The sequence below is a fragment of the Chryseobacterium gleum genome (genome assembly GCF_900636535.1).
In the GTDB taxonomy this organism is placed as follows: Bacteria; Bacteroidota; Bacteroidia; order Flavobacteriales; family Weeksellaceae; genus Chryseobacterium; species Chryseobacterium gleum.
Map to the genome: position 1 here is coordinate 2,670,464 of NZ_LR134289.1, position 20,179 is coordinate 2,690,642.

Genomic DNA, 20,179 nt, shown 5'->3' on the forward strand with positions numbered 1-20,179 from the left:
TCATCTTAATATTCTTAACTTCTTTATTCAAAACGTAATGGTTTAAATCAATTTAAAATTGAATAATCATATATTTTATGTTGAAGTTTCATGGTATTATAGTATAGACTTAAATGTTTATCTTTGTAGAACAATAAAAAACTATGATTTTATCAATGACCGGATTCGGTAGAGCCGAAGATGTTTTTGAAGGAAAAAAAATTACAATTGATATTAAATCTCTGAATAGCAAGAGCTTTGATTTGAATATAAAAATTCCTTTACGTTACAAAGAAAAAGAATTTGAAATCAGAAAAATTCTTAACGATAGAATTATCCGTGGAAAAGTAGACTGCTACGTTAATATTGAGAACCTTGAAGAGTCCAATGATGTAAAAATCAATAAAAATTTAATAGACTCTTATATCAACGAACTTAAAAACATAGCTTCTGACGGTCCCGATTTTGAATACCTGAAAATGGCAGTAAGACTTCCTGATGCCATTACCTCAAGACCTGATGAACTTACAGAAGGTGAATGGGAAGCGTTGGCTAAAATTGTCAATAATGCCGTAGACAGATTTGAAGAATTCAGGAAAACGGAAGGTGGTATTTTACATGAAGAATTAAACAGGAATATTCAGAATATTGATAAGTATCTTGGGGAAGTAATTCCTTTTGAGGAGGAAAGAATTGTCAGCGTGAAAGAACGTTATCAGAAATCTTTGAAAGAATTTGAAAATGTTGACGAAACACGTTTCTATCAGGAAATGGCCTATTTCACTGAAAAGCTCGATATTTCTGAAGAAAAAGTAAGACTTGCCCAGCACTTGAAATATTATAAAGAAGTAATGGACAACGAATCTTTCAATGGAAAAAAACTGGGTTTCATCTCTCAGGAAATCGGGAGGGAGATCAATACGCTTGGATCTAAAGCCAATCACGCAGAAATCCAGAAGTTGGTTGTGATGATGAAAGATGACCTTGAAAAAATTAAAGAACAAACGTTAAACGTATTGTAAAGATAGATACGAGGTACGAGGTGCGTGATTCTTATTTCTAAGAATGCAACACCAAACTCGAAACCCGTAACCCGAAATCAAAAAAATGGATAAAGTAATTATATTTTCAGCACCATCAGGAAGCGGAAAAACTACATTGGTAAAGCATTCACTGGAAACATTTCCAGAACTGGAATTTTCTATTTCATGTACAACAAGACAACCGAGAGGAAGCGAAGTTCATGCGGTAGATTATCATTTCCTGACCCCGGATGAGTTCAGACAGAAAATTTCTGAAGATGCTTTTGTGGAATATGAAGAAGTATACACTGATAAATATTACGGTACTTTAAAATCTGAAGTGGAAAAAATCTGGAATCAGGGAAAAGTTGTTATTTTTGATGTAGATGTAAAAGGAGGTATTTCACTAAAAAAATACTTCGGCGAAAAGGCCTTGTCTATTTTTATAGAACCACCTTCCATTGAAGAGCTGGAACGAAGATTGATTTCCAGAAATACAGATGATGCAGAAACTATAAAAACCCGTGTAGCGAAGGCATCAGAAGAAATGACCTACGCCGGCGAGTTTGATAAGATCGTGATCAATGAAGATCTTGATACCGCTAAAAAAGAAATAGAAAGTTTAATAAAAAGTTTTATCAGTAATTAATGGCTGGAAGATAGAAGCCAGAAGATGGAAGTAATCAAATACTCTCAAAATCTAACTTCTAATTTCTAACCTCTAGCTTCTGATAATAAAAAATTGAGGTTGATATGAGTACCGAAACATTAGAAAAAGCTAAATCTGCAATTCCTGTAAGGGGATTTCTGGATATAAAAGATATTGCTATTCCTCAGGGAGAAGAACTGGTGAAAGCCATTCTTAAGCTTAAAGAGGAAAAGAATGCTGTTATTCTGGCCCATTACTACCAGCCGGGAGAAATTCAGGATATCGCTGATTTTCTTGGAGATTCTTTACAGCTGGCAAGACAGGCAAAAGACACTAATGCTGATATGATCGTATTCTGCGGAGTACATTTCATGGCAGAAGCCGCTAAAATTCTGAACCCGACCAAAAAAGTAGTTCTTCCTGACACCATGGCAGGATGCTCACTGGCAGACGGTTGTTCCGGAGAAGGACTGAGAAAAATGCGTGAGCAACACCCGAATGCTTTAATTGCCACTTACATCAACTGTAATGCGGAAACCAAAGCAGAAAGTGATATTATCGTAACAAGCTCCAATGCGGAAACAGTTATTGAGGCCCTTCCGAAAGACAGACCAATTATCTTTGCTCCGGACAAAAACCTGGGAAGATATTTATCTAAAAAAACAGGACGTGATATGATCCTTTGGGATGGAAGCTGTGTAGTACACGAAGCTTTTTCAATGGAAAGAATTGCACAGCAATTGGCAGACAATCCGGATGCAAAACTAATTGCCCACCCTGAAAGTGAAGAAGCTGTTTTAAAGCTGGCTCATTTTATAGGTTCTACTTCTGCCTTGCTGAATTATGTGGAAAAAGACGACTGCCAGAAATTCATTATCGCTACAGAAGAAGGAATTCTTCACGAAATGAAAAAACGCGCTCCTCACAAGGAATTGATCCCTGCTCTGGTTTTTGACGAAAGCTGCAACTGTTCAGAATGTTTTTACATGAAACGTAATACCATGGAAAAATTGTATCTGTGCATGAAGTATGAGCTTCCTGAAATTCTTATCGACGAAGAATTAAGATTAAAAGCATTGAAGCCTATTGAAGCCATGCTTGATCTTTCTAAAAGTATAAAATAATTTTTGGTTCATTCCAGACAATTGTTAAAAAAATAAAGCACTGTTCTTCACAGTGCTTTCTTATTATCTTACAAATATTTAGTTTAAGATACTCCTCCGTCCACGCATTCTATGCTCACCAGAACACACATCTTACAATAATCAGGAAGTCCCTGATATGCAGCACAGGAATACTGATACCCCGGACCATCTCCAAATGTAGCATTCTGCGGACATCCTGCACATCTTGACGGGCCGGCTCCGTTTATTCTTTCAAGCTCTTTTCGGTTTAATTTCTTTATATTTTTCATAGTCATTTTAATTTTTAACTGATTTAACATACCAATACTTATAGCATGGGTGCATAACAGGTTCCTCCCGGTTTCCGCCAGCATCCCCATTGTCCACCTCCGCGGAAACATACAAACTGTTCACCACCACAAGCTTCAATCTGGATATCAGTGAATCCTCCGGTGATACTTTTCTTTTGTTCACGTGATAATTTTTTAATTGTTTTCATACGTTTTAATTTTAAGATTAGAAATAAGATTATTATTGTTTATGGATTAAAAATCAATACGGATCAAAACATTCAAAACTAACCAGTACTCTTCCTTTACAGCATGGTGGTAAGGCGTGATAATCTGCACACGACTTTGGTTCACCTGGTCCATATGGCCCCGCTGGACAATACTCAAAACAATCATTCACATCTCCTCCACTGATAGATTTTAGATTTTTGCGATTCACTTTTTTAAAATTTTTCATGGTTACATTTATTATAGTTAGAATCCTAAATATAAGATTTTTAATCAATTACAACAAATATATCTCTAAAAAAGGAAATAAATTTTATAGTATTAAAAAGTTGGCCGTTTCAAAATAATTTGTACATTTGTTCCGTTACAATGAATTTATTAAGAAACATATCTGATATTTCTGCCCTGAAATCGCTTATTTCAGGCATATCTTCTGTTTCTACATTCACAACTACAACAACTACCCCATAACGGGGTAAATTTTCACATATTATTTCCGGTACCCGTACTCTTTTTTCAAAGAGTAACTACTTCTTTTTATCCAACTTCAAATAAATAATTGATGAAAGTTTTAAAATTCGGCGGAACATCAGTCGCTCATTCTCAAAATATCTTACTGGTGGAAAAAATCATAAAAAGTGAATCTGTAAAAAACAGAGTTGTCGTAATTGTATCAGCGCTTCATGGTGTTACAGATCAATTGATCAAAGCAGCTGAAAATGCTTCTGTAAAAGATGAAAAGTATATTCAGATCATTCAAAACCTTGAGGAAAAACATATTAACTTAGTGAAAGAACTTTTTCCTATTGCAGAACAAAGTTCATGGCTGAGTTTTGTGAAGAAACATTTTAATGATATTGAAGACCTTTGTAACGGAATCTCTGTTCTTGGTGAGCTTACCTGCAGAATCAAAGATAAAATTGCTTCTTACGGAGAATTTCTGTCTTCCAAAATTATTACCGCAAGACTACAGCATCAAGAACTGGACTGTGTGTGGATGAATTCCGCAGACCTTATCAGAACAGACAGTAATTTCACTCATGCCAAAGTAGATTTGGGTTGTACTGAAAAGAATATTGTCAGTTTTCTCAATGAAAATCAGAACCGTATCATTGTAGGCCCGGGTTTTATAGCCAGCGATGAAAAAAATAATGCGACAACACTGGGAAGGGGCGGTTCAGATTACACAGCTTCTATCATTGCAGCTTCTGTTCATGCGGAAGAGCTTCAGATATGGACTGACGTCAGCGGAATGATGACTGCAGATCCCCGTCTTGCTTCCAATGCCAAGCCTATTTCAGAAATATCTTATCATGAAGCAATGGAGCTGTCCCACTTTGGAGCAAAAGTGCTTTATCCACCTTCCATTCAGCCTGTTATGGTTAAAAATATTGATCTGATCATCAAAAACACGTTTGATCCTGATGCTCAGGGAACTTTAATTTCTCATCAGCTTAAATCTTTTGAGAATGAAAGGCAGGTTGCGGTAGGAATTTCAAATATGAACCATATTGCCCTGCTTACCCTGGAAGGCAGCGGAATGGTTGGAATTCCCGGTATTTCGGCAAAATTATTCCAATGCTTAAGTCAGGAAAAAATAAATATAATTCTGATTACCCAAGGATCTTCAGAACATTCCATTACTGTCGCCATTGAAGAAAAAGATGCTTTACGGGCTGAATATTCAATCAACAGTTCCTTTGCTGATGATATCAACCTGAAAAGAGTTTTTCCTGTAAAAATTGAGACCGGTCTTTCCATTGTGGCTTTAGTAGGAGAAAATATGAAAAGCAGAAGCGGAGTCAGCGCAAAGATGTTTGGATGTCTCGGAAATAACGGCATCAATATAAGGGCTATTGCACAGGGATCCTCTGAAAGAAATATCAGTATTGTCATTTCAGAAAAAGACAGTAAAAAAGCGGTGAATGTACTTCATGAAGAATTCTTTGAATCTGAAATCAAGCAGATCCATCTTTATATCTGCGGAACAGGGAATGTAGGTTCAAAACTGGTCCAGCAAATTTATAATCAGAATGATTATTTAAAGGAAAATTTTTTAATCAATCTGAGAATTGCAGGAATTTCCAACAGTCAACATATGCTATTTGCGGATCAGGGGATATCTGAAGAAAATTACCTTACCTGGGATCAGCAGGGACAAAAAGCTTCTGCCGGAAAATTTGCTGAAGAAATCATCCGCAGGAATCTGAGGAACTCTGTTTTTGTTGATGTAACGGCAAGTGCTGATGTTCCGGAAATTTATGAAAGTTTACTGAAGAGAAGTGTGAATATTGTTGCCTGTAATAAAATTGCAGCTTCTTCAGATTTTAAACAATATAAAACATTAAAAGACACTGCAAGAAATCACAACTGCAATTTTTATTTTGAAACCAATGTAGGTGCCGGGCTTCCGGTTATAGGAACCATTAACGACCTGATCAAAAGCGGAGATAAAATCCAATCTATTAAAGCTGTATTAAGTGGAACATTGAATTTTGTCTTTAATGAGTATGACGGCAGCAGAACATTTTCTGAAGTGGTAGCACAGGCTCAGAAGGAAGGATACACAGAACCGGATCCGAGACTTGATCTTTCCGGAAAGGATGTGGCAAGAAAAATTTTAATTCTGGCAAGAGAGGCAGGATATCCGCTTCAGTTTGAAGAAATTGAAAATATCAGTTTTCTACCGGAAGAATGCATGGAGGGAAGTGTTGATAATTTTTATGAAAAGCTTACAACGTATGAAGATCATTTTAAAAACTTACTAAATAACGCCAAAAACGAAGGTAAAATACTAAAATATGTTGCAGAGTTTGAAGATGGAAAAGCTAAGGTGGGATTACAGCATATTGCTCCCGAAAGTGATCTGTTTCATCTTTATGGTAAAGATAATATTGTCATTTTCAAAACCTTGAGATATTCTGAACAACCATTGGTTGTAAAAGGAGCAGGTGCCGGAGCTGATGTAACAGCAAGCGGAGTTTTTGCAGATATAATCCGTTCTATTTAAAATAATACTATGAAAAAAATAAAATTAAAAGTGCCGGCTACTGTTGCCAATCTGGTTTGCGGATTCGATATTCTTGGAATGGCCGTACATGAACCTTATGATGAGATGGAATTCAGACTGCTGGACACTCCGGACATTATCATAAAACATACCGACGCTTTCGGACTTCCTGAAGAGCCTTCCGGAAATGTTGCGGGAATCGTACTATTAAAAATCCAGGAATATTTTAATCTGAAAACAGGTTTCGAAGTAATCATCCATAAACACATCAAGCCTGGAAGCGGGCTCGGCTCCAGTGCGGCAAGTGCCGCCGGAGCTGCCTTTGGGGCCAATCTACTATTAGGAAACAAGTTAACAAAGGAAGAAATGGTTCATTTTGCCATGTTTGGAGAAGAACTCGCTTCAGGTGTACGACATGCAGATAATATTGCACCCTGTATTTATGGAGGAATTACCCTGGTAAAATCAACAAACCCGATTGATATTATTCCGCTGAACAGTCCTGATCTGTTTGTAACCGCTGTACATCCCCAGGTGGAAGTTAAAACTTCAGATGCCAGGCAGATTTTAAAGAAAAATATCACTTTAAAAAGTGCTGTTGAACAATGGGGAAATATAGCAGGACTGATAGCAGGAATTGAAAAAAACGATATCCCATTAATTGGACGAAGCCTCAATGATGTCATTGTAGAGCCAATCCGTAGTATTCTCATTCCGAAATTTGACCACATCAAAGAGATGAGTTTACAGCTAGGTGCTTTGGGAGGCGGTATTTCCGGTTCGGGGCCTTCCATTTTCATGCTGTCAGAAAAAAAAGAAACGGCAGAAAAAATGGCTCAGATGATGAAATCAGTCTATGATGAAATTGAAATAGAAAGTTTTGTATATGTCTCAAAAATAAATCCGGCAGGAATTCAAATCATTGAAGAAAAATAAAACAAAATGAAATATTATAACTTAAAAGATTCTCTGGAAAAAATAAATTTCAAAGAAGCAACTATAAAAGGCCAGGGAAAAGAAAAAGGATTATTTTTCCCGGAAAGTATTCCTCAGCTTGACGAAGAATTTATCCGGAATCTTCATCAATATTCTGATGAAGAAATTGCATACAGATGTATGAAAGACTTTGTCGGAAACGAGATTCCTTCAGAAATACTCAAACAAATTGTAGCGGAAACTGTCAGTTTTGAGATCCCATTGGTAAAAATCAGTGAGCAGATAGCCATTTTAGAATTGTTTCATGGGCCTACTCTTGCCTTTAAAGATATTGGAGCAAGATTTATGAGCCGCTGTCTGTCTTATTTTCTGAAAGATGAGCAGAAAAAAGTAACTGTTCTTGTAGCCACTTCCGGAGATACTGGAGGTGCCGTTGCCAATGGTTTTTATAAAATTCCACAAATCAACGTAGTCATTCTTTATCCTAAAAACAGGGTAAGTCGTGTTCAGGAAAAACAGTTGACAGCATTAGGAGAAAATATTTCTGCACTGGAAGTAAACGGAAGCTTTGATGACTGTCAGAACCTTGTTAAACAGGCGTTTTCAGACGAAGAAATCAATAATCAGTTATTTCTGACCTCTGCCAATTCTATCAATGTTGCCAGATGGCTTCCCCAGCAAATTTATTATTTAATTGCTTTAAAACAGTGGATTCAGCAGTATAAGGAACAGCCCGTAATCTGTGTACCCAGCGGAAACTTCGGAAATATCTGCGCCGGACTTCTGGCTCATTTCAGAGGGTTGCCTGCCAGCCATTTTATTGCTGCCTGTAATGCTAATCATGTCATTCCTGATTATTTTAAAACTCAGAATTACCAACCACAAAAAACTGTAGCTACCCTATCCAATGCTATGGATGTAGGCAACCCAAGCAATTTTGTAAGAATTCTAGAGCTTTTCGGATACCAATTTGAAACCTTAAAAAATAAAATTTCTGCGTATTCCATTCATGATGACCAAACGATGAATACCATCACAGAAGTTTATCAGAAACATGGATATATTCTGGAACCCCACAGTGCCGTTGCCTATGCTGCCATTACACAGTACCTGCAAGAAAATCCGGAACAAAAGGGATTTATCCTCGGGACAGCCCATCCGGTAAAATTCCCTGATGCGGTTGAAAAAGCGATACATACCCGGATTGAAATACCGGCGTCGTTGAATGAGTTGATGAAAAAGGAGAAAAAAACTGTAGAAATAAATTCAGATTTTGAAGAATTAAGACGATTTTTGCTTCATAAAATCTGAAACAATGAGCAAAATATATCTTGAAGATGTAAAAATATATGCGTACCATGGTGTACTTCCGGAAGAAAATATTATCGGAACGTATTATATTCTGAACGTAGAACTTCATACCGATCTGTGGAAAGCAGCAGAATCCGATGATCTGCATGACACTATAAGCTATGCCGACATCAATGACATCCTTCACAGCGAAATGAAAATAAAATCCAGATTACTGGAACATGTAGCCGGAAGAATGATTACAAAAATTCACAGCAGCTTTCCACAGGTTGATTATATTAAATTAAAAATCACCAAAACAGCACCTCCTATGCAGGGAGAAATGAAAGGGGCAAGCATTGAGCTGGAAAAGAGTTTTAAACCGGAAAATTAAAATTCTTATTTTCGTTGATTAAAAAAAACATACAAATTGAAATTTTTCAAAATATTATTTTTAGTAACATGGATCAGCGCTTTTGGTCAGACAGGCGTTGATAACCAGTTGGCGGCTTACAACTTTCCAAAGATAAAGTCCAGTATCACAATGCCTGTGACCATCCCTCTTTCTGAGTTGAGCAATATGATCAATGCTTCTGTGAAAGATCTTGTTTATCAGGATGACTCTTATACAGACAATAATAATGATCAGTTTAAGGTAAAAGTCTGGAAAACAAGACCTATCCGCCTGGTAGGTGGAACAAACCAGAATTTACTGATTGAGGTTCCTTTAAAAATATGGGCAGAAAAAGGAATTGGTACATTAGGAGTATACACGTATCAGAATACCACTTTTGAAACGGTAATGTCTTTCAATACAACAGTTACTTTTAAAAATAACTGGACCATTACTACAAACACCCGTCCCAATGGCTTCAGATGGGTAACCAAACCTGTTCTTGATTATGGAAGAATACAGATTCCTATTACCCCTCTGGTTGAAAAAAGCTTAAAAGAGCAACAGGAGAAATTCTGCAAAACAATAGATCAGCAAATGGCAACACAACTGAACTTCCAGCAATACGCCCTAATGGCCTGGAATACTTTTCTGCAGCCTTTCAATATCTCTGAAGAATACAATACATGGCTGAAAGTAAGCCCGGTAGGAGTTAATATTACCCCTCTGAAATTTTATGGAAATCAGATCAACGCTACGCTTGGTGTTGATATCTATTCCGAAACTTTCACCGGAAGTAAACCGGCTGCCTCTTCCCCGGTAACCAGCGTTGCCAATTTTAATACAACACCTGCTGTTGCAGATAAGTTTATCTTGCAGACCACAGCCAATATTCCTTTTACAGAAGCAAGTAATATGGCCAGAAAAACTTTCCTGAACAAAGAATTTGACGTACGTGATTCTAAAGTAAAAGTAACGGACATCAGAGTTTATGGTGTAGATAACAGAGTGGTCATTGAAGCTCAAACAGATGGCTACATAAAAGGAACGTCCATTATTTCAGGAATTCCGGTGTATGATGAAACGAAAAGAAAAATTGTTTTATCAGAAACGAAATTTAAGCTGAAAACCAACAATATTCTGCAGAAAACGGCTTCTCTTCTGTTCCAGGGAAAAATTGTAAAAATGATTGAGGAAGAATATGGCATCCCAACCCAGGAATTGGAAGAAAATTCGAAAAAAAGTATCGAAGAAACCTTTAATAAGGAGTATTATAAAGGCTTAAAAATGAATGGCAAAGTTTTCAATCTTAAACCTAGTAAAATTTTACTCAGCAATACAGGTATCACTGCCGTTATTGATACGAATGCTTCATTAAAACTCCTCGTCAACGGATTTTAAAATTTCAAAAAACTAAAAACTAATAACATTAACATGAGAAAATATTTAATTGTTGTTGATAGACATAAAGCGTCTACCGGTACAAGATTTCTTAATTATTTTCTGGATAGGATCTTTATTCAGTTTATATTTTACACATTCTTCTTCGCCTTTACATTGTTTTATACTATTGTTTTTGGAGAAGTGATTTATGAAGAAGATCTTGATAATGATACAAGTGTGGCCATTTCCATTATTATTTCTTACTTTTTTGTCTATTTCTCCTATTTCTTTTTCATGGAATATTATTTGGGAAAGACCGTTGCAAAATATATTACCGGAACAAAAGTCATCAGTATAGATGGAAATCCTCCCACACCATTACAAATAGTAGGGCGTATTTTTTACCGAATGGTGCCTTTCAATTCTCTTTCTTTTTTCGGAGAAAACGGCTGGCACGATAAATGGAGTGAAACAAGAGTAATTAACATAAAAAATTATCAGGCTGAAATTCAAGCAAAAAGAGAAATTGAGGATCTTGGAAAGAAAGAAATTGCTTAAAAGCTTTTGTGCATAAAGAAATTTTACTATATTTGCACACCTGAAAATGGTAAAAATGGTACTTTGGCCGAGCGGCTAGGCAGTGGTCTGCAACACCATCTACAGCGGTTCGAATCCGCTAGGTACCTCAGAAAAAACCTCTAAGTTATTTAGAGGTTTTTTTGTTTTCGTCATTTTAATATTTAACTCTATTTTTCCCAACAAAACTACTATGAAAAAGTTAATCCTCTTCTTTCTGATTTCTTTTGTCTTGGCAGTTCTTAATGGGTATTTTTTCAATTATATTAATGACACCTACTTACATTTTGATGTCAATTACAATAAGTCTCAAAATATCTCAAAAAATGAATTAAACTTTATTGCCATATTCATTGCCCCACTTATTGAAACTTTTATATTTCAGTATCTCCCCTATTTGATTTTAAGCAAATGGATAAGGCTCGACAATAAAGCATTTTGCATCCTTATTATGAGTACCATTTTCGCATCAATGCATTATTATAACTGGCTCTACATCGTAATGACATTCTTTGGAGGCATTATTTTAAATAACTTTTATATTTATTACCATAAACACATTCCTAAATACAGTTTTGTTCTAACGGTACTCTTCCACGCATTATTCAATCTTTATGGCTTTTTATTTATAATGTGAATTTCCCTTATTATTCATAAAACAAGCTCCTCATTGATCCCGAAGAGCTTGGTAAATAATGCAAAAAGTAATGGTGGATAAAATTATCTTACCCAAAGATAAATGATTTACCAAGGTACGTTTATGAGCAAGGTCATAATTAGGACAAAAAAAATCCCCGGAAATTCCGAGGATAAAAACTAATAACCATGAAAACTCAAATTAAACATGAGTTACATTTCTATATTGAAAAATCGTGCCAAGAATTTCAATTTTAAGAAAAAAAATTCATTTATTTACGAGGCACCATTTTTATCAATTCAGTATTTTAAACCAATTATATTGATACTTTAAAAACAGCTTCATAATTACCTATAATAATTTCAGATAAATCTAACGCTCCCGCAAAAGTATTAAAAAAAAAATAATTTACATTTTAATAAAATAAAATTTACATTCAGGACATAATTTTTTTCTAAAATAACTTGATCGGCCACAAAAAAATTTTAACTATCAAATTGGCACACTTTTGTTCTTTAAATAAATGAACCCTCTTAAAATTAAATCATCATGGCAGAAAAAATTTTTAATAAAGAAGATTTCACAAAAACCAATGAAAAAGAATATCAGTTGGAATATACAATTGGTGAAATAGGAGAAGGAGTTAATCTTATTGTAGAAAAACTGACAGAACAAGGAAAATATGAAGTTGTTCAGGCGCCATTACGAAGATCTGATAACAAAATCTATATTGTTTGGGATAGCCCCTTTGATGGCAGACTACTCTTTGATGTATAAATTAAAATAAAAAGCCCCCAGAAATGGAGGCCTCAAAAAACACAAATGATGAAAAAAAATTTTATATCAGAGATAAAAATTATTTTATCTATTAATTCTTTATCAAAGATAAATCAGTCTTTTTTTTAATTTTATGAGTACAATCATAAAATTATTATTTCTTTTAAATATAGAATATTCGTTATTTATCAAAAAGAGACAATAATCAAAAGGTGAGATTACCATTCTCATCCTTTTTGATAGTTTACAAATTTTTCTCCAATACATATCGTATTTTAATTCTTCAAGGATAGATATTCACATATAATAAATGGCTTCTCGGAACAAGAAACCATTTTGATAAATATGGAACGAAAATGCATGTAGTAAAAATACGTTTTCCGGACCAACATACATATGCGTAGAATCATAAAAGCTATAAAAGAAAAGCCTCCCTTAGGAGGCCTAAAAAACACAAATGATGAAAAAAATCTATTTAGAAAAATCCAAACAGAATATTGTAGAGTCATTGCAACATATCTTTATTATTACATTTTCAAACACTGAAAACATATACAATAAGTAAATTGAATGATGAATACTTCTCTAAGAATCCAGACTTCATCCTGAAGAAAATAAATATTATATAAATAAAACGTATTAGTATTTATTTAATACAAAATATAATTAAATAACACAAATCAATAGTAATTATAAATGAATTAATAATATTCATTTCAAGAACAGGTAAATTTAACTAAATATTTTCGGGTTCACAAGGTCTATTCTTCCCAAATGATCGGAATATACACTGTAATATATCCATCCGAATCTACCTGCGCATCCGAAACAGTAGCAACTACCGTTCCATACCCTACCCAGCCACCTTGACCCTGCATGGCAGAAAAAGTATAGGTTCCTGCAGGAAGGCCATCATAGTATTGCGGAACCGACTGGAATCCACCACTATAATAAGTATCATATACTTCTCCTGTAGCCATATTTTCAGCAAGAAAACTTCCTACGTCATAATTGCCCGAAAGAATTTTAGTACCGCTTTTTGAAAGAAGTCCATACCGGATTTTATAAGTCTGCGTTTTTGTTGCTGTATCAGATAGTTCTGCACCATTTTTATTATTCTCTACTATTTCCGCGGAGGAAAACGAAGTTGCAACAGCCAGCAATCCAATACATGCTGAAACTGTAAAAATTGATTTTTTCATATTAAAAGTAATTTGGTCTTCAAAAATAATCAACTTATATGAATTTAATAAAAACTATCAGTGAATTAAAATTTACAAATAAGCCTTAAACCCTGCATCAATAGTACAAAATCAATTAAATCCATGAAGTATTTCCCTTTTCCATTCTTAATTTTAACATTCCTTAACTAAAATTTGGCTTCATAATTGAAAATAGAATTAAAATCAAAGTCATTTGACTTTATTGCTTAAAATTTGAATTATGAGAAAGATAGTATTAGCAGGTTTTTTATCAGTCTTTTTAATGACAGCCTGCAAGAAAGATGACAGCGTTGCTGAAAAATCACTGGAAGCACAGAAGCTTGAATTTCAGGCCAGACAGCTGGAAATAGAAAAACAAAAGCTGGCTATTGAAAAAGAAAAAATGGTATATGAAGCTCAGAAAAAAGCAGATAGTATATCAGAAAGCAAAGCCAAAGTTGCTGCTGCAAATAATTCAAGACCAAAAGTGATCAGAGAAACACGAACTATATACAGAGACAGAAGTTCAAATTCCGGATCAGGAGGCAGTAACGGTACTTATGCCAATAACGGAAGTGGCACTTCACAGGGAACTACTCAGAAAAAAGGATGGAGCAAAGCTGCTAAGGGAACCGTCATAGGGACTGTAGGTGGCGCTGCTGTCGGAGCTCTTGTTGCTAAGAAAAACAGAGGACTAGGTGCTGTAATTGGTGGTGTTGTAGGTGGTGCTACAGGATATACTATTGGTAGATCTCAGGATAGAAAAGACGGAAGGGTACAACCTCGTTAATAAATATTTTCACAATAAAGATAAAGATTGCTTATTTTTAAGCAATCTTTTTTTATGTTACTGATTCTGTTTTCTTCAATTTTCATTATCCCGGTCTTAATGGGCTGGGGGGAAATCATAGAAAATTTATCGGGGATTTTATTTCGTGGAATCACCGGTAAAATCCTGTCCGGAATTCTCATAATAAGCCTTACATGGACAATTGTCTCTTTCTTTTTTCCATTGAATGTTTATGTAGAATCAGTTTCAATATTCTTTGGGTTATTCATTTTCTTTAGAAATAAACTCTACCTGGAGCTTTATCATTTTTCAAAAAAAGACTTTAGATTGATTGGGATTGCAAGTCTCCTTACCCTATTTGCCGGTTCCTTTTATCCTTATATATTGGATCATTTTGGATATTATATTCCTACGTTAAAATGGCTCACAGAACATGGACTGATAAAGGGAATTTCCAATGTAGACCTCACCTTAGGACAGATGTCTGTCTGGCATATTTTTCAGGCCGGATTTTCAAATTTTTCAGATCCCTTTTTAAGGATTAACACAGTCCTACTGATCATTTATGTATTGTATATTGTTGAAAGAAAAAACTGGATTCATCTTTGTTTTCTTCCGGTTCTGCTACTGTTTTCACAATCTCCAAGCCCAGACCTTCCCTGTATTATTTTTTCATTGATTATTTTAAATGAACTCATAGCAGGTAATAAAAATACCACTCTCCTTTTTGCCTTTTCAACATTTGTTTTCGCAATAAAGCCAACGATGATATGGCTGCCAGTTCTGGTTTTCTTAAGCTCTGTTTTTATTTTTAAGAATAATTTCAAACAGCTTCTTTTAGGCACCCCCATTCTTTTTTTATTTTTTCTTAAAAATCTATGGACATTCGGATACCCTATCTTTCCCGTAGCCATAGGTGATTTAGGACTATTCTGGAAACCCAATCCGGAAGTGTTAAAAATATCTTCAGAATTTGCCGTCATGAAAACCTATGATATGCAATATACTTATAAAGAAATTCAACAATTTTCTACCGTTGATCATATTAAAAACTGGTTTTCTCTTGACGGGATTAAATCAAAAATCAATATCCTTTTTGTTCTGAGCCTGGTTATTTTCATACTATTTACAGTGATAAAAAAGCGAAAGCTCATTACCTTCATCTGCATTTCAATATTGATAAAAAGTATTTTTATTTTGGCTTTTTCAGCCCAATACAGATTTTTTCTGGATGTTTTTTTTGTGATATTCTTTGTCATGTTATACGAATATTTTGATCAAAAAAAATCCATCGTTGTTTTCTCTGCGCTCAGCTTGCTTTTTGTTTCCATCTTATCGTATCCGGAATTTGTCCGGAAATATATACCAGGTTTCCGGGCCGGAAGTTTTATGGCAGGATTTGAAAAAGAACAGCTTTATAAACCTTTAAACTACAAATACGAAAAGTTTAACACCTTTAAAGTAGGGAATTTCAATTTTAATGTCGTCCATAAGTATCCTTATAGTTTTGATACTCCTATTCCAGCTATAACACCTTCTTATCTTTTTGATGATGCAAAAGCAGGAATTTTTCCACAGCTTTCAGACAAGAATGATGTTAAGAAAGGATTTATCTGGAAAAAAATGTCTCAAGATGAAAAAAGAGAAGTCCAAAAGATTATCAATACTATCAAAAACACATATAAACAGAACTAATCCCGAAACTTTATTATCTGAATAAAAAACGGTAATTTTGTATCATGTTCAATACATTAGGTAATCTTCTTAGTCTTACAACATTTGGAGAAAGTCACGGAGTGGCTTATGGCGGTATCATCAATAATTTTCCGGCAGGTTTAACGGTAGATCTCGATAAGGTTCAATATGAACTGAACCGAAGAAAACCCGGCCAGTCAGCAATTGTTACACAAAGAAAAGAAAGTGACACAGTAAAGTTTCTTTCAGGAATCTTTGATGGGAAAACAACAGGTACTCCAATCGGTTTTATCATTGAAAATGAAAATCAGAAATCAAAGGATTATGACCATATTGCAGGTGCATATCGTCCAAGTCATGCTGATTTTACTTATGATCAGAAATTTGGTTTCAGAGACCATCGCGGCGGAGGAAAATCTTCTGCCAGAGAAACCATGAACTGGGTAGTTGCTGGAGCTCTTGCCAAGCAGCTTTTACCAGATATTGAGATCAACGCTTACGTTTCTTCCGTAGGAGATATTTTCTGTGAAAAACCTTATCAGGCATTAGATTTTTCTCAGACAGAAAGCAATGATGTCCGTTGCCCGGATGCTGAAACGGCGGAAAAGATGATTGCAAGAATCAAAGAGATTAAAAAAGAAGGGAATACTATCGGAGGAACAATTACATGTGTAATTAAAAATGTTCCTGTCGGAATCGGTGAACCTATCTTTTCAAAACTTCAGGCCGAACTGGCAAAAGCAATGCTGAACATCAATGCCTGCAAAGGTTTTGAATATGGAAGCGGCTTCTGCGGAGCTAAAATGACAGGTAAGGAACATAATGATGCCTTCAATACAGATTTTACTACAAAATCTAACCTTTCAGGAGGGATCCAGGGTGGAATTTCCAACGGAATGGATATCTACTTCCGTGTAGCCTTCAAACCTGTAGCCACGATTCTGAGACCTCAGGACAGTATCGACAAGGATGGAAATCCTGTAGTGGTAGAAGGAAAAGGACGTCACGATCCTTGTGTAGTTCCAAGAGCGGTACCTGTGGTGGAAAGCCTTGCGGCTTTTGTATTGGCAGATCTGTTCCTGATCAACAAAACAAGAAATATCAATAATTTTTAACATAAATCTTTTTGGTAATGAAAAATTACTGGGATAAAGGAATTTCTTTTGAAGAATATCTTCAGATTGCAAAAGAAAGATTAGAGCATCCTGCCAACCAACAGGAAGCTGACTATAAACAATACTATGAACTGGGTCTTCAAAGAATGGACAGAACAGTAAAAAAATACGTTCCGGATGAAGATCAGCTGAAAGAACTTGCTGCCAAAAACTTTGACGGAAAGATTTTAATCATTTCCGAAGCATGGTGTGGAGATGCAAGCGCAACCGTTCCGGCTGTTTTCAGATTTTTTGAAGGGCATAATGAAGTAAGGGTTTTTCTTAGAGACAGCGATAAGAGTTTAATCAATCAGTTTCTGACCAATGGCACGGAATCTATTCCTAAAGTCCTTATCCTGGATAAAGACCTGAATGTAAAAAATTCATGGGGGCCACGTCCAAAATACGGATATGAACTTTTGATGAAATATAAAGCTGATCCTGAAGCATATCCAAAAGACACGTTCTATAATGATCTGCAGATATATTACGCTAAAAACAGAGGAAAAGATGCTGTTCAGGAAATTTTAGATCTGCTATAAAAAAAGAGATATGAAAAAAAATATCATTTATCTTGTATTAATCGTCGTTATCGCCGGTATTGCTTTAATACCCGGAGTAAGAAATTTTCTAAAGGATACATTCTTTCCCGTTGCAACTATTGAAAATGCAGTACATATAAGTGAAGAAGATTATGATATAGAGCTCAAAGGCATTAATGCACCCAGCACAAACCTGAAAAACTTTAAAGACAAAGGTATATTCCTTAACTTCTGGGGAACCTGGTGTCCGCCCTGCAGAAAAGAGTGGCCTTCTATTCAGAAATTGTATAACTCCAGAAAAGATCATGTAGATTTTGTACTGATTGCGATGAATGATAAAGAAGAAGATGTAAGAAAATTTTTGAAAGAAAATAATTATACTGTTCCTGTATATATTGCACAAAGCCCGATTTCTGAGAAAATTCTTCCTAAGGTGTTTCCTACCACTTTCCTGCTGGATAAGCATGGAAGAATCCTTATTAAGGAGGATGCTACAAAAGATTGGGACACAGAGACTGTGCATCAGTTCATTGACAATATTATCAAATAATACTTTAACTAAATTTTATAATTTGTTGGTACAGGATTTGTGAAATTTATAGCGTTGAAAAATTTATTAAATCCAAACACAAAATGAAGTATTCAAAATTAAATCTTGCAAAGGAAGCTATCAACCACAAGGGTTTTGTAAAAAAAATCCCTGATATTTTCAGAATGGTCAGAATGTGGAGAAAAGGAATTTATCCCATGAAATCCATAGACATTATTCTTCCCTTACTAGGAATTTTATACGTCATCTCTCCTATCGACCTGCTTCCTGAATTTGCCATACCGGTACTTGGCGTAATGGACGATCTGGCAGTATTGTCACTTACCATTCCCAAGCTCATCAAAGAGGTTGACAAGTTTTTGTTATGGGAAGCCGAGCAAAAATACAGAGGCACTCAAGTTATTGATGCCGAAATCATAAAATAATAGTTTATTATATTTTTCACACCATCCTGATACATTCGGGATGGTTTTTTATTTACAAATGAGTGATAAATTTTTAAGCCTTATTTCAATTCCTTAAATTTGCAACATCTAATAAAAAATAATGGAAAGTAAAAAAGAATTCTTCTTAGAGTGCTACAAACTAGGCATCATCAAATTCGGAAGGTTTACCTTAAAAAGTGGTATTGAAAGTCCTTTTTATGTAGACCTGAGACCTTTGGCTTCAGATCCTAAAATTTTAAAAAATCTTGCGAATTATTTATTGGAAATGCTTCCGTTAGATAATTTTGATTTAATCTGTGGAGTTCCTTATGCTGCTCTTCCTATGGCTACTGCAATGTCGCTGGAAAGCTATATTCCATTAATTATTAAAAGAAAAGAGGCTAAAAGCTATGGTACAAAAAAACTGATTGAAGGTATTTATCAGAAAGGGCAAAACTGTCTGCTGGTAGAAGATGTCATCACTTCAGGAAAATCTTTACTGGAAACCATTCCTGAAATAGAACAGGAAGATCTTAAGGTTTCAGATATTGTTGTGGTACTGGACAGAGAGCAGGGAGGAAAACAACTATTGGAAAGCAAAGGATACAGAGTACATACGCTTTTCAATATTTCAGAAGTATGCACTATTCTTCAGGAAACCGGAGAATTGTCGGATGAAGAAGTAAAAAGAATCCAGGACTTCCTTCAGGGTAACCATATCCAGTTCGAAGAAGAAACCAGATCTTCCTATGAGCAGAAACTTCAGGCTGCACAGCATTCAGTTTCAAAAAAATTACTGCAAACAGCTTTGGCGAAAAAATCAAATCTTATTGCTTCTGCTGACGTTACTACAACCCAGGAGCTATTGGAGTTTGCTGAAAAAGTAGGCCCGCATGTTATTGCTTTAAAAACACATATCGATATTATTTCTGATTTCGAATATGAAAAAACAATTACTCCTTTGAAAGCAATTGCTGCCAAGCACCAGTTTTTACTGATGGAAGACAGAAAATTTGCTGATATCGGAAATACACAGGAGCTTCAGTTTACAAGCGGAGTTTTTAAAATAACAGATTGGGCAGATTTTGTCACATCTCAGGTTATCGGAGGTTTTGAATCTTTAGACTGTTTCAAAAATGTGGGAGTGGTAGCTATTATTGGAATGTCTTCCAAAGGAACATTAACAACAGCAAGCTATCGTGAAGAGGCTTTAAAAGTAGCTTTATCTCATCCTAATGTAATTGGCGGCGTATCTCAGAATAAACTTCCTGAAGAACTTTTATTATTCACTCCAGGTATAAATCTTGCAGATTCCGGAGATGGAAAGGGACAGCAGTATAACACTCCTGAACATGTTTTCAAAACACTTCATACTGATTTTATTATCGTAGGAAGAGGAATTTACAAATCTGATGATCCTGAAGCCTCTGCGATCACCTATAAGACAGAGGGATGGAACGCATATATTAATTCTTTGGAAAAAAAAGCAATTCAGGGTTAAAATCCTATAAAGTATATACAAAATA

At 35.2% G+C, this 20,179-nt stretch carries 22 protein-coding genes and 1 tRNA gene; 19 read left to right on the top strand and 4 right to left on the bottom strand.

Annotated features, from left to right (window positions below; all coding sequences use genetic code 11):
- The first annotated feature begins 143 nt into the window (after positions 1-143).
- The 3 genes from EL165_RS12220 to nadA all read left to right on the top strand — a co-directional run bounded on the left by EL165_RS12220 (position 144) and on the right by nadA (position 2,774).
- Positions 144-1,001: a YicC family protein gene (locus EL165_RS12220; RefSeq protein ID WP_002976716.1), complete on the top strand. Its 858-nt coding sequence runs from the start codon at positions 144-146 to the stop codon at positions 999-1,001.
- Positions 1,002-1,086: 85 nt separating this feature from the next.
- Positions 1,087-1,650 carry a guanylate kinase gene (gene gmk, locus EL165_RS12225; protein WP_002976713.1) on the top strand — a complete coding sequence of 188 codons (564 nt, stop codon included), beginning with the start codon at positions 1,087-1,089 and terminating at the stop codon, positions 1,648-1,650.
- A gap of 104 nt (positions 1,651-1,754) precedes the next feature.
- Complete coding sequence (gene nadA, locus EL165_RS12230) at positions 1,755-2,774, top strand: quinolinate synthase NadA (RefSeq protein ID WP_002976710.1); 1,020 nt, start codon at positions 1,755-1,757, stop codon at positions 2,772-2,774.
- Positions 2,775-2,857: 83 nt separating this feature from the next.
- Here nadA and EL165_RS12235 read toward each other — a convergent pair whose 3' ends face one another.
- From EL165_RS12235 to EL165_RS26650, 3 genes are read right to left on the bottom strand one after another with little or no spacing between them, the layout of a single operon-like run.
- Complete coding sequence (locus EL165_RS12235) at positions 2,858-3,064, bottom strand: hypothetical protein (protein WP_126358633.1); 207 nt, start codon at positions 3,062-3,064, stop codon at positions 2,858-2,860.
- A gap of 38 nt (positions 3,065-3,102) precedes the next feature.
- Complete coding sequence (locus tag EL165_RS25835; protein WP_157967441.1) at positions 3,103-3,273, bottom strand: bacteriocin-like protein; 171 nt, start codon at positions 3,271-3,273, stop codon at positions 3,103-3,105.
- Positions 3,274-3,326: 53 nt separating this feature from the next.
- Positions 3,327-3,521: a bacteriocin-like protein gene (locus EL165_RS26650; protein ID WP_002976707.1), complete on the bottom strand. Its 195-nt coding sequence runs from the start codon at positions 3,519-3,521 to the stop codon at positions 3,327-3,329.
- A gap of 333 nt (positions 3,522-3,854) precedes the next feature.
- Here EL165_RS26650 and thrA point away from each other — a divergent pair, with 333 nt between their 5' ends.
- The 9 genes from thrA (at position 3,855) to EL165_RS12280 (ending at position 12,295) form a co-directional block, all read left to right on the top strand.
- The gene (gene thrA / locus EL165_RS12240; protein WP_002976705.1) at positions 3,855-6,302 is read left to right on the top strand and encodes a bifunctional aspartate kinase/homoserine dehydrogenase I; all 2,448 of its coding nucleotides are present in this window, start codon (positions 3,855-3,857) and stop codon (positions 6,300-6,302) included.
- A 9-nt stretch (positions 6,303-6,311) separates the two neighbouring features.
- On the top strand, positions 6,312-7,238 hold the full coding sequence (locus EL165_RS12245; protein ID WP_002976703.1) for a homoserine kinase: 927 nt from the start codon (positions 6,312-6,314) through the stop codon (positions 7,236-7,238).
- Positions 7,239-7,244: 6 nt separating this feature from the next.
- A complete protein-coding gene (thrC, locus tag EL165_RS12250) occupies positions 7,245-8,549 on the top strand; it encodes a threonine synthase (protein ID WP_002976701.1) in 1,305 nt (434 codons plus the stop codon).
- A 4-nt stretch (positions 8,550-8,553) separates the two neighbouring features.
- The gene (gene folB, locus EL165_RS12255) at positions 8,554-8,922 is read left to right on the top strand and encodes a dihydroneopterin aldolase (RefSeq protein WP_002976699.1); all 369 of its coding nucleotides are present in this window, start codon (positions 8,554-8,556) and stop codon (positions 8,920-8,922) included.
- A 36-nt stretch (positions 8,923-8,958) separates the two neighbouring features.
- Positions 8,959-10,323 (top strand): DUF4403 family protein, encoded by a 1,365-nt coding sequence (locus EL165_RS12260; RefSeq protein ID WP_002976698.1) that lies wholly within the window; start codon positions 8,959-8,961, stop codon positions 10,321-10,323.
- A 33-nt stretch (positions 10,324-10,356) separates the two neighbouring features.
- A complete protein-coding gene (locus EL165_RS12265) occupies positions 10,357-10,863 on the top strand; it encodes an RDD family protein (protein ID WP_002976695.1) in 507 nt (168 codons plus the stop codon).
- 57 nt (positions 10,864-10,920) lie between these two features.
- Positions 10,921-10,991: transfer RNA gene (locus EL165_RS12270), tRNA-Cys, on the top strand.
- A gap of 83 nt (positions 10,992-11,074) precedes the next feature.
- Positions 11,075-11,518: a CPBP family intramembrane glutamic endopeptidase gene (locus tag EL165_RS12275; RefSeq protein ID WP_002976693.1), complete on the top strand. Its 444-nt coding sequence runs from the start codon at positions 11,075-11,077 to the stop codon at positions 11,516-11,518.
- A 549-nt stretch (positions 11,519-12,067) separates the two neighbouring features.
- Positions 12,068-12,295: a hypothetical protein gene (locus EL165_RS12280; protein ID WP_002976691.1), complete on the top strand. Its 228-nt coding sequence runs from the start codon at positions 12,068-12,070 to the stop codon at positions 12,293-12,295.
- Positions 12,296-13,056: 761 nt separating this feature from the next.
- On the opposite strand, the gene EL165_RS12285 is transcribed toward EL165_RS12280, so the two are convergent.
- Entirely contained in the window at positions 13,057-13,497 is a 441-nt protein-coding gene (locus EL165_RS12285) for a hypothetical protein (protein ID WP_002976690.1), read from the bottom strand.
- A 241-nt stretch (positions 13,498-13,738) separates the two neighbouring features.
- On the opposite strand from EL165_RS12285, the gene EL165_RS12290 reads away from it, so the two are divergent.
- The 7 genes from EL165_RS12290 to pyrF all read left to right on the top strand — a co-directional run bounded on the left by EL165_RS12290 (position 13,739) and on the right by pyrF (position 20,154).
- The gene (locus tag EL165_RS12290) at positions 13,739-14,287 is read left to right on the top strand and encodes a glycine zipper domain-containing protein (RefSeq protein WP_002976688.1); all 549 of its coding nucleotides are present in this window, start codon (positions 13,739-13,741) and stop codon (positions 14,285-14,287) included.
- Positions 14,288-14,341: 54 nt separating this feature from the next.
- Positions 14,342-15,982, top strand: coding sequence for an LIC_10190 family membrane protein (locus EL165_RS12295; RefSeq protein ID WP_041461391.1), 1,641 nt, complete (start codon positions 14,342-14,344; stop codon positions 15,980-15,982).
- 44 nt (positions 15,983-16,026) lie between these two features.
- On the top strand, positions 16,027-17,097 hold the full coding sequence (gene aroC, locus EL165_RS12300) for a chorismate synthase (RefSeq protein WP_002976685.1): 1,071 nt from the start codon (positions 16,027-16,029) through the stop codon (positions 17,095-17,097).
- A 17-nt stretch (positions 17,098-17,114) separates the two neighbouring features.
- Complete coding sequence (locus EL165_RS12305; RefSeq protein ID WP_002976683.1) at positions 17,115-17,678, top strand: thioredoxin family protein; 564 nt, start codon at positions 17,115-17,117, stop codon at positions 17,676-17,678.
- 10 nt (positions 17,679-17,688) lie between these two features.
- Positions 17,689-18,228: a TlpA family protein disulfide reductase gene (locus tag EL165_RS12310; RefSeq protein ID WP_002976681.1), complete on the top strand. Its 540-nt coding sequence runs from the start codon at positions 17,689-17,691 to the stop codon at positions 18,226-18,228.
- A gap of 83 nt (positions 18,229-18,311) precedes the next feature.
- Entirely contained in the window at positions 18,312-18,653 is a 342-nt protein-coding gene (locus EL165_RS12315; RefSeq protein ID WP_002976678.1) for a YkvA family protein, read from the top strand.
- Between the two features lie 121 nt (positions 18,654-18,774).
- Complete coding sequence (gene pyrF, locus EL165_RS12320) at positions 18,775-20,154, top strand: orotidine-5'-phosphate decarboxylase (protein ID WP_002976676.1); 1,380 nt, start codon at positions 18,775-18,777, stop codon at positions 20,152-20,154.
- Positions 20,155-20,179 lie beyond the last annotated feature (25 nt).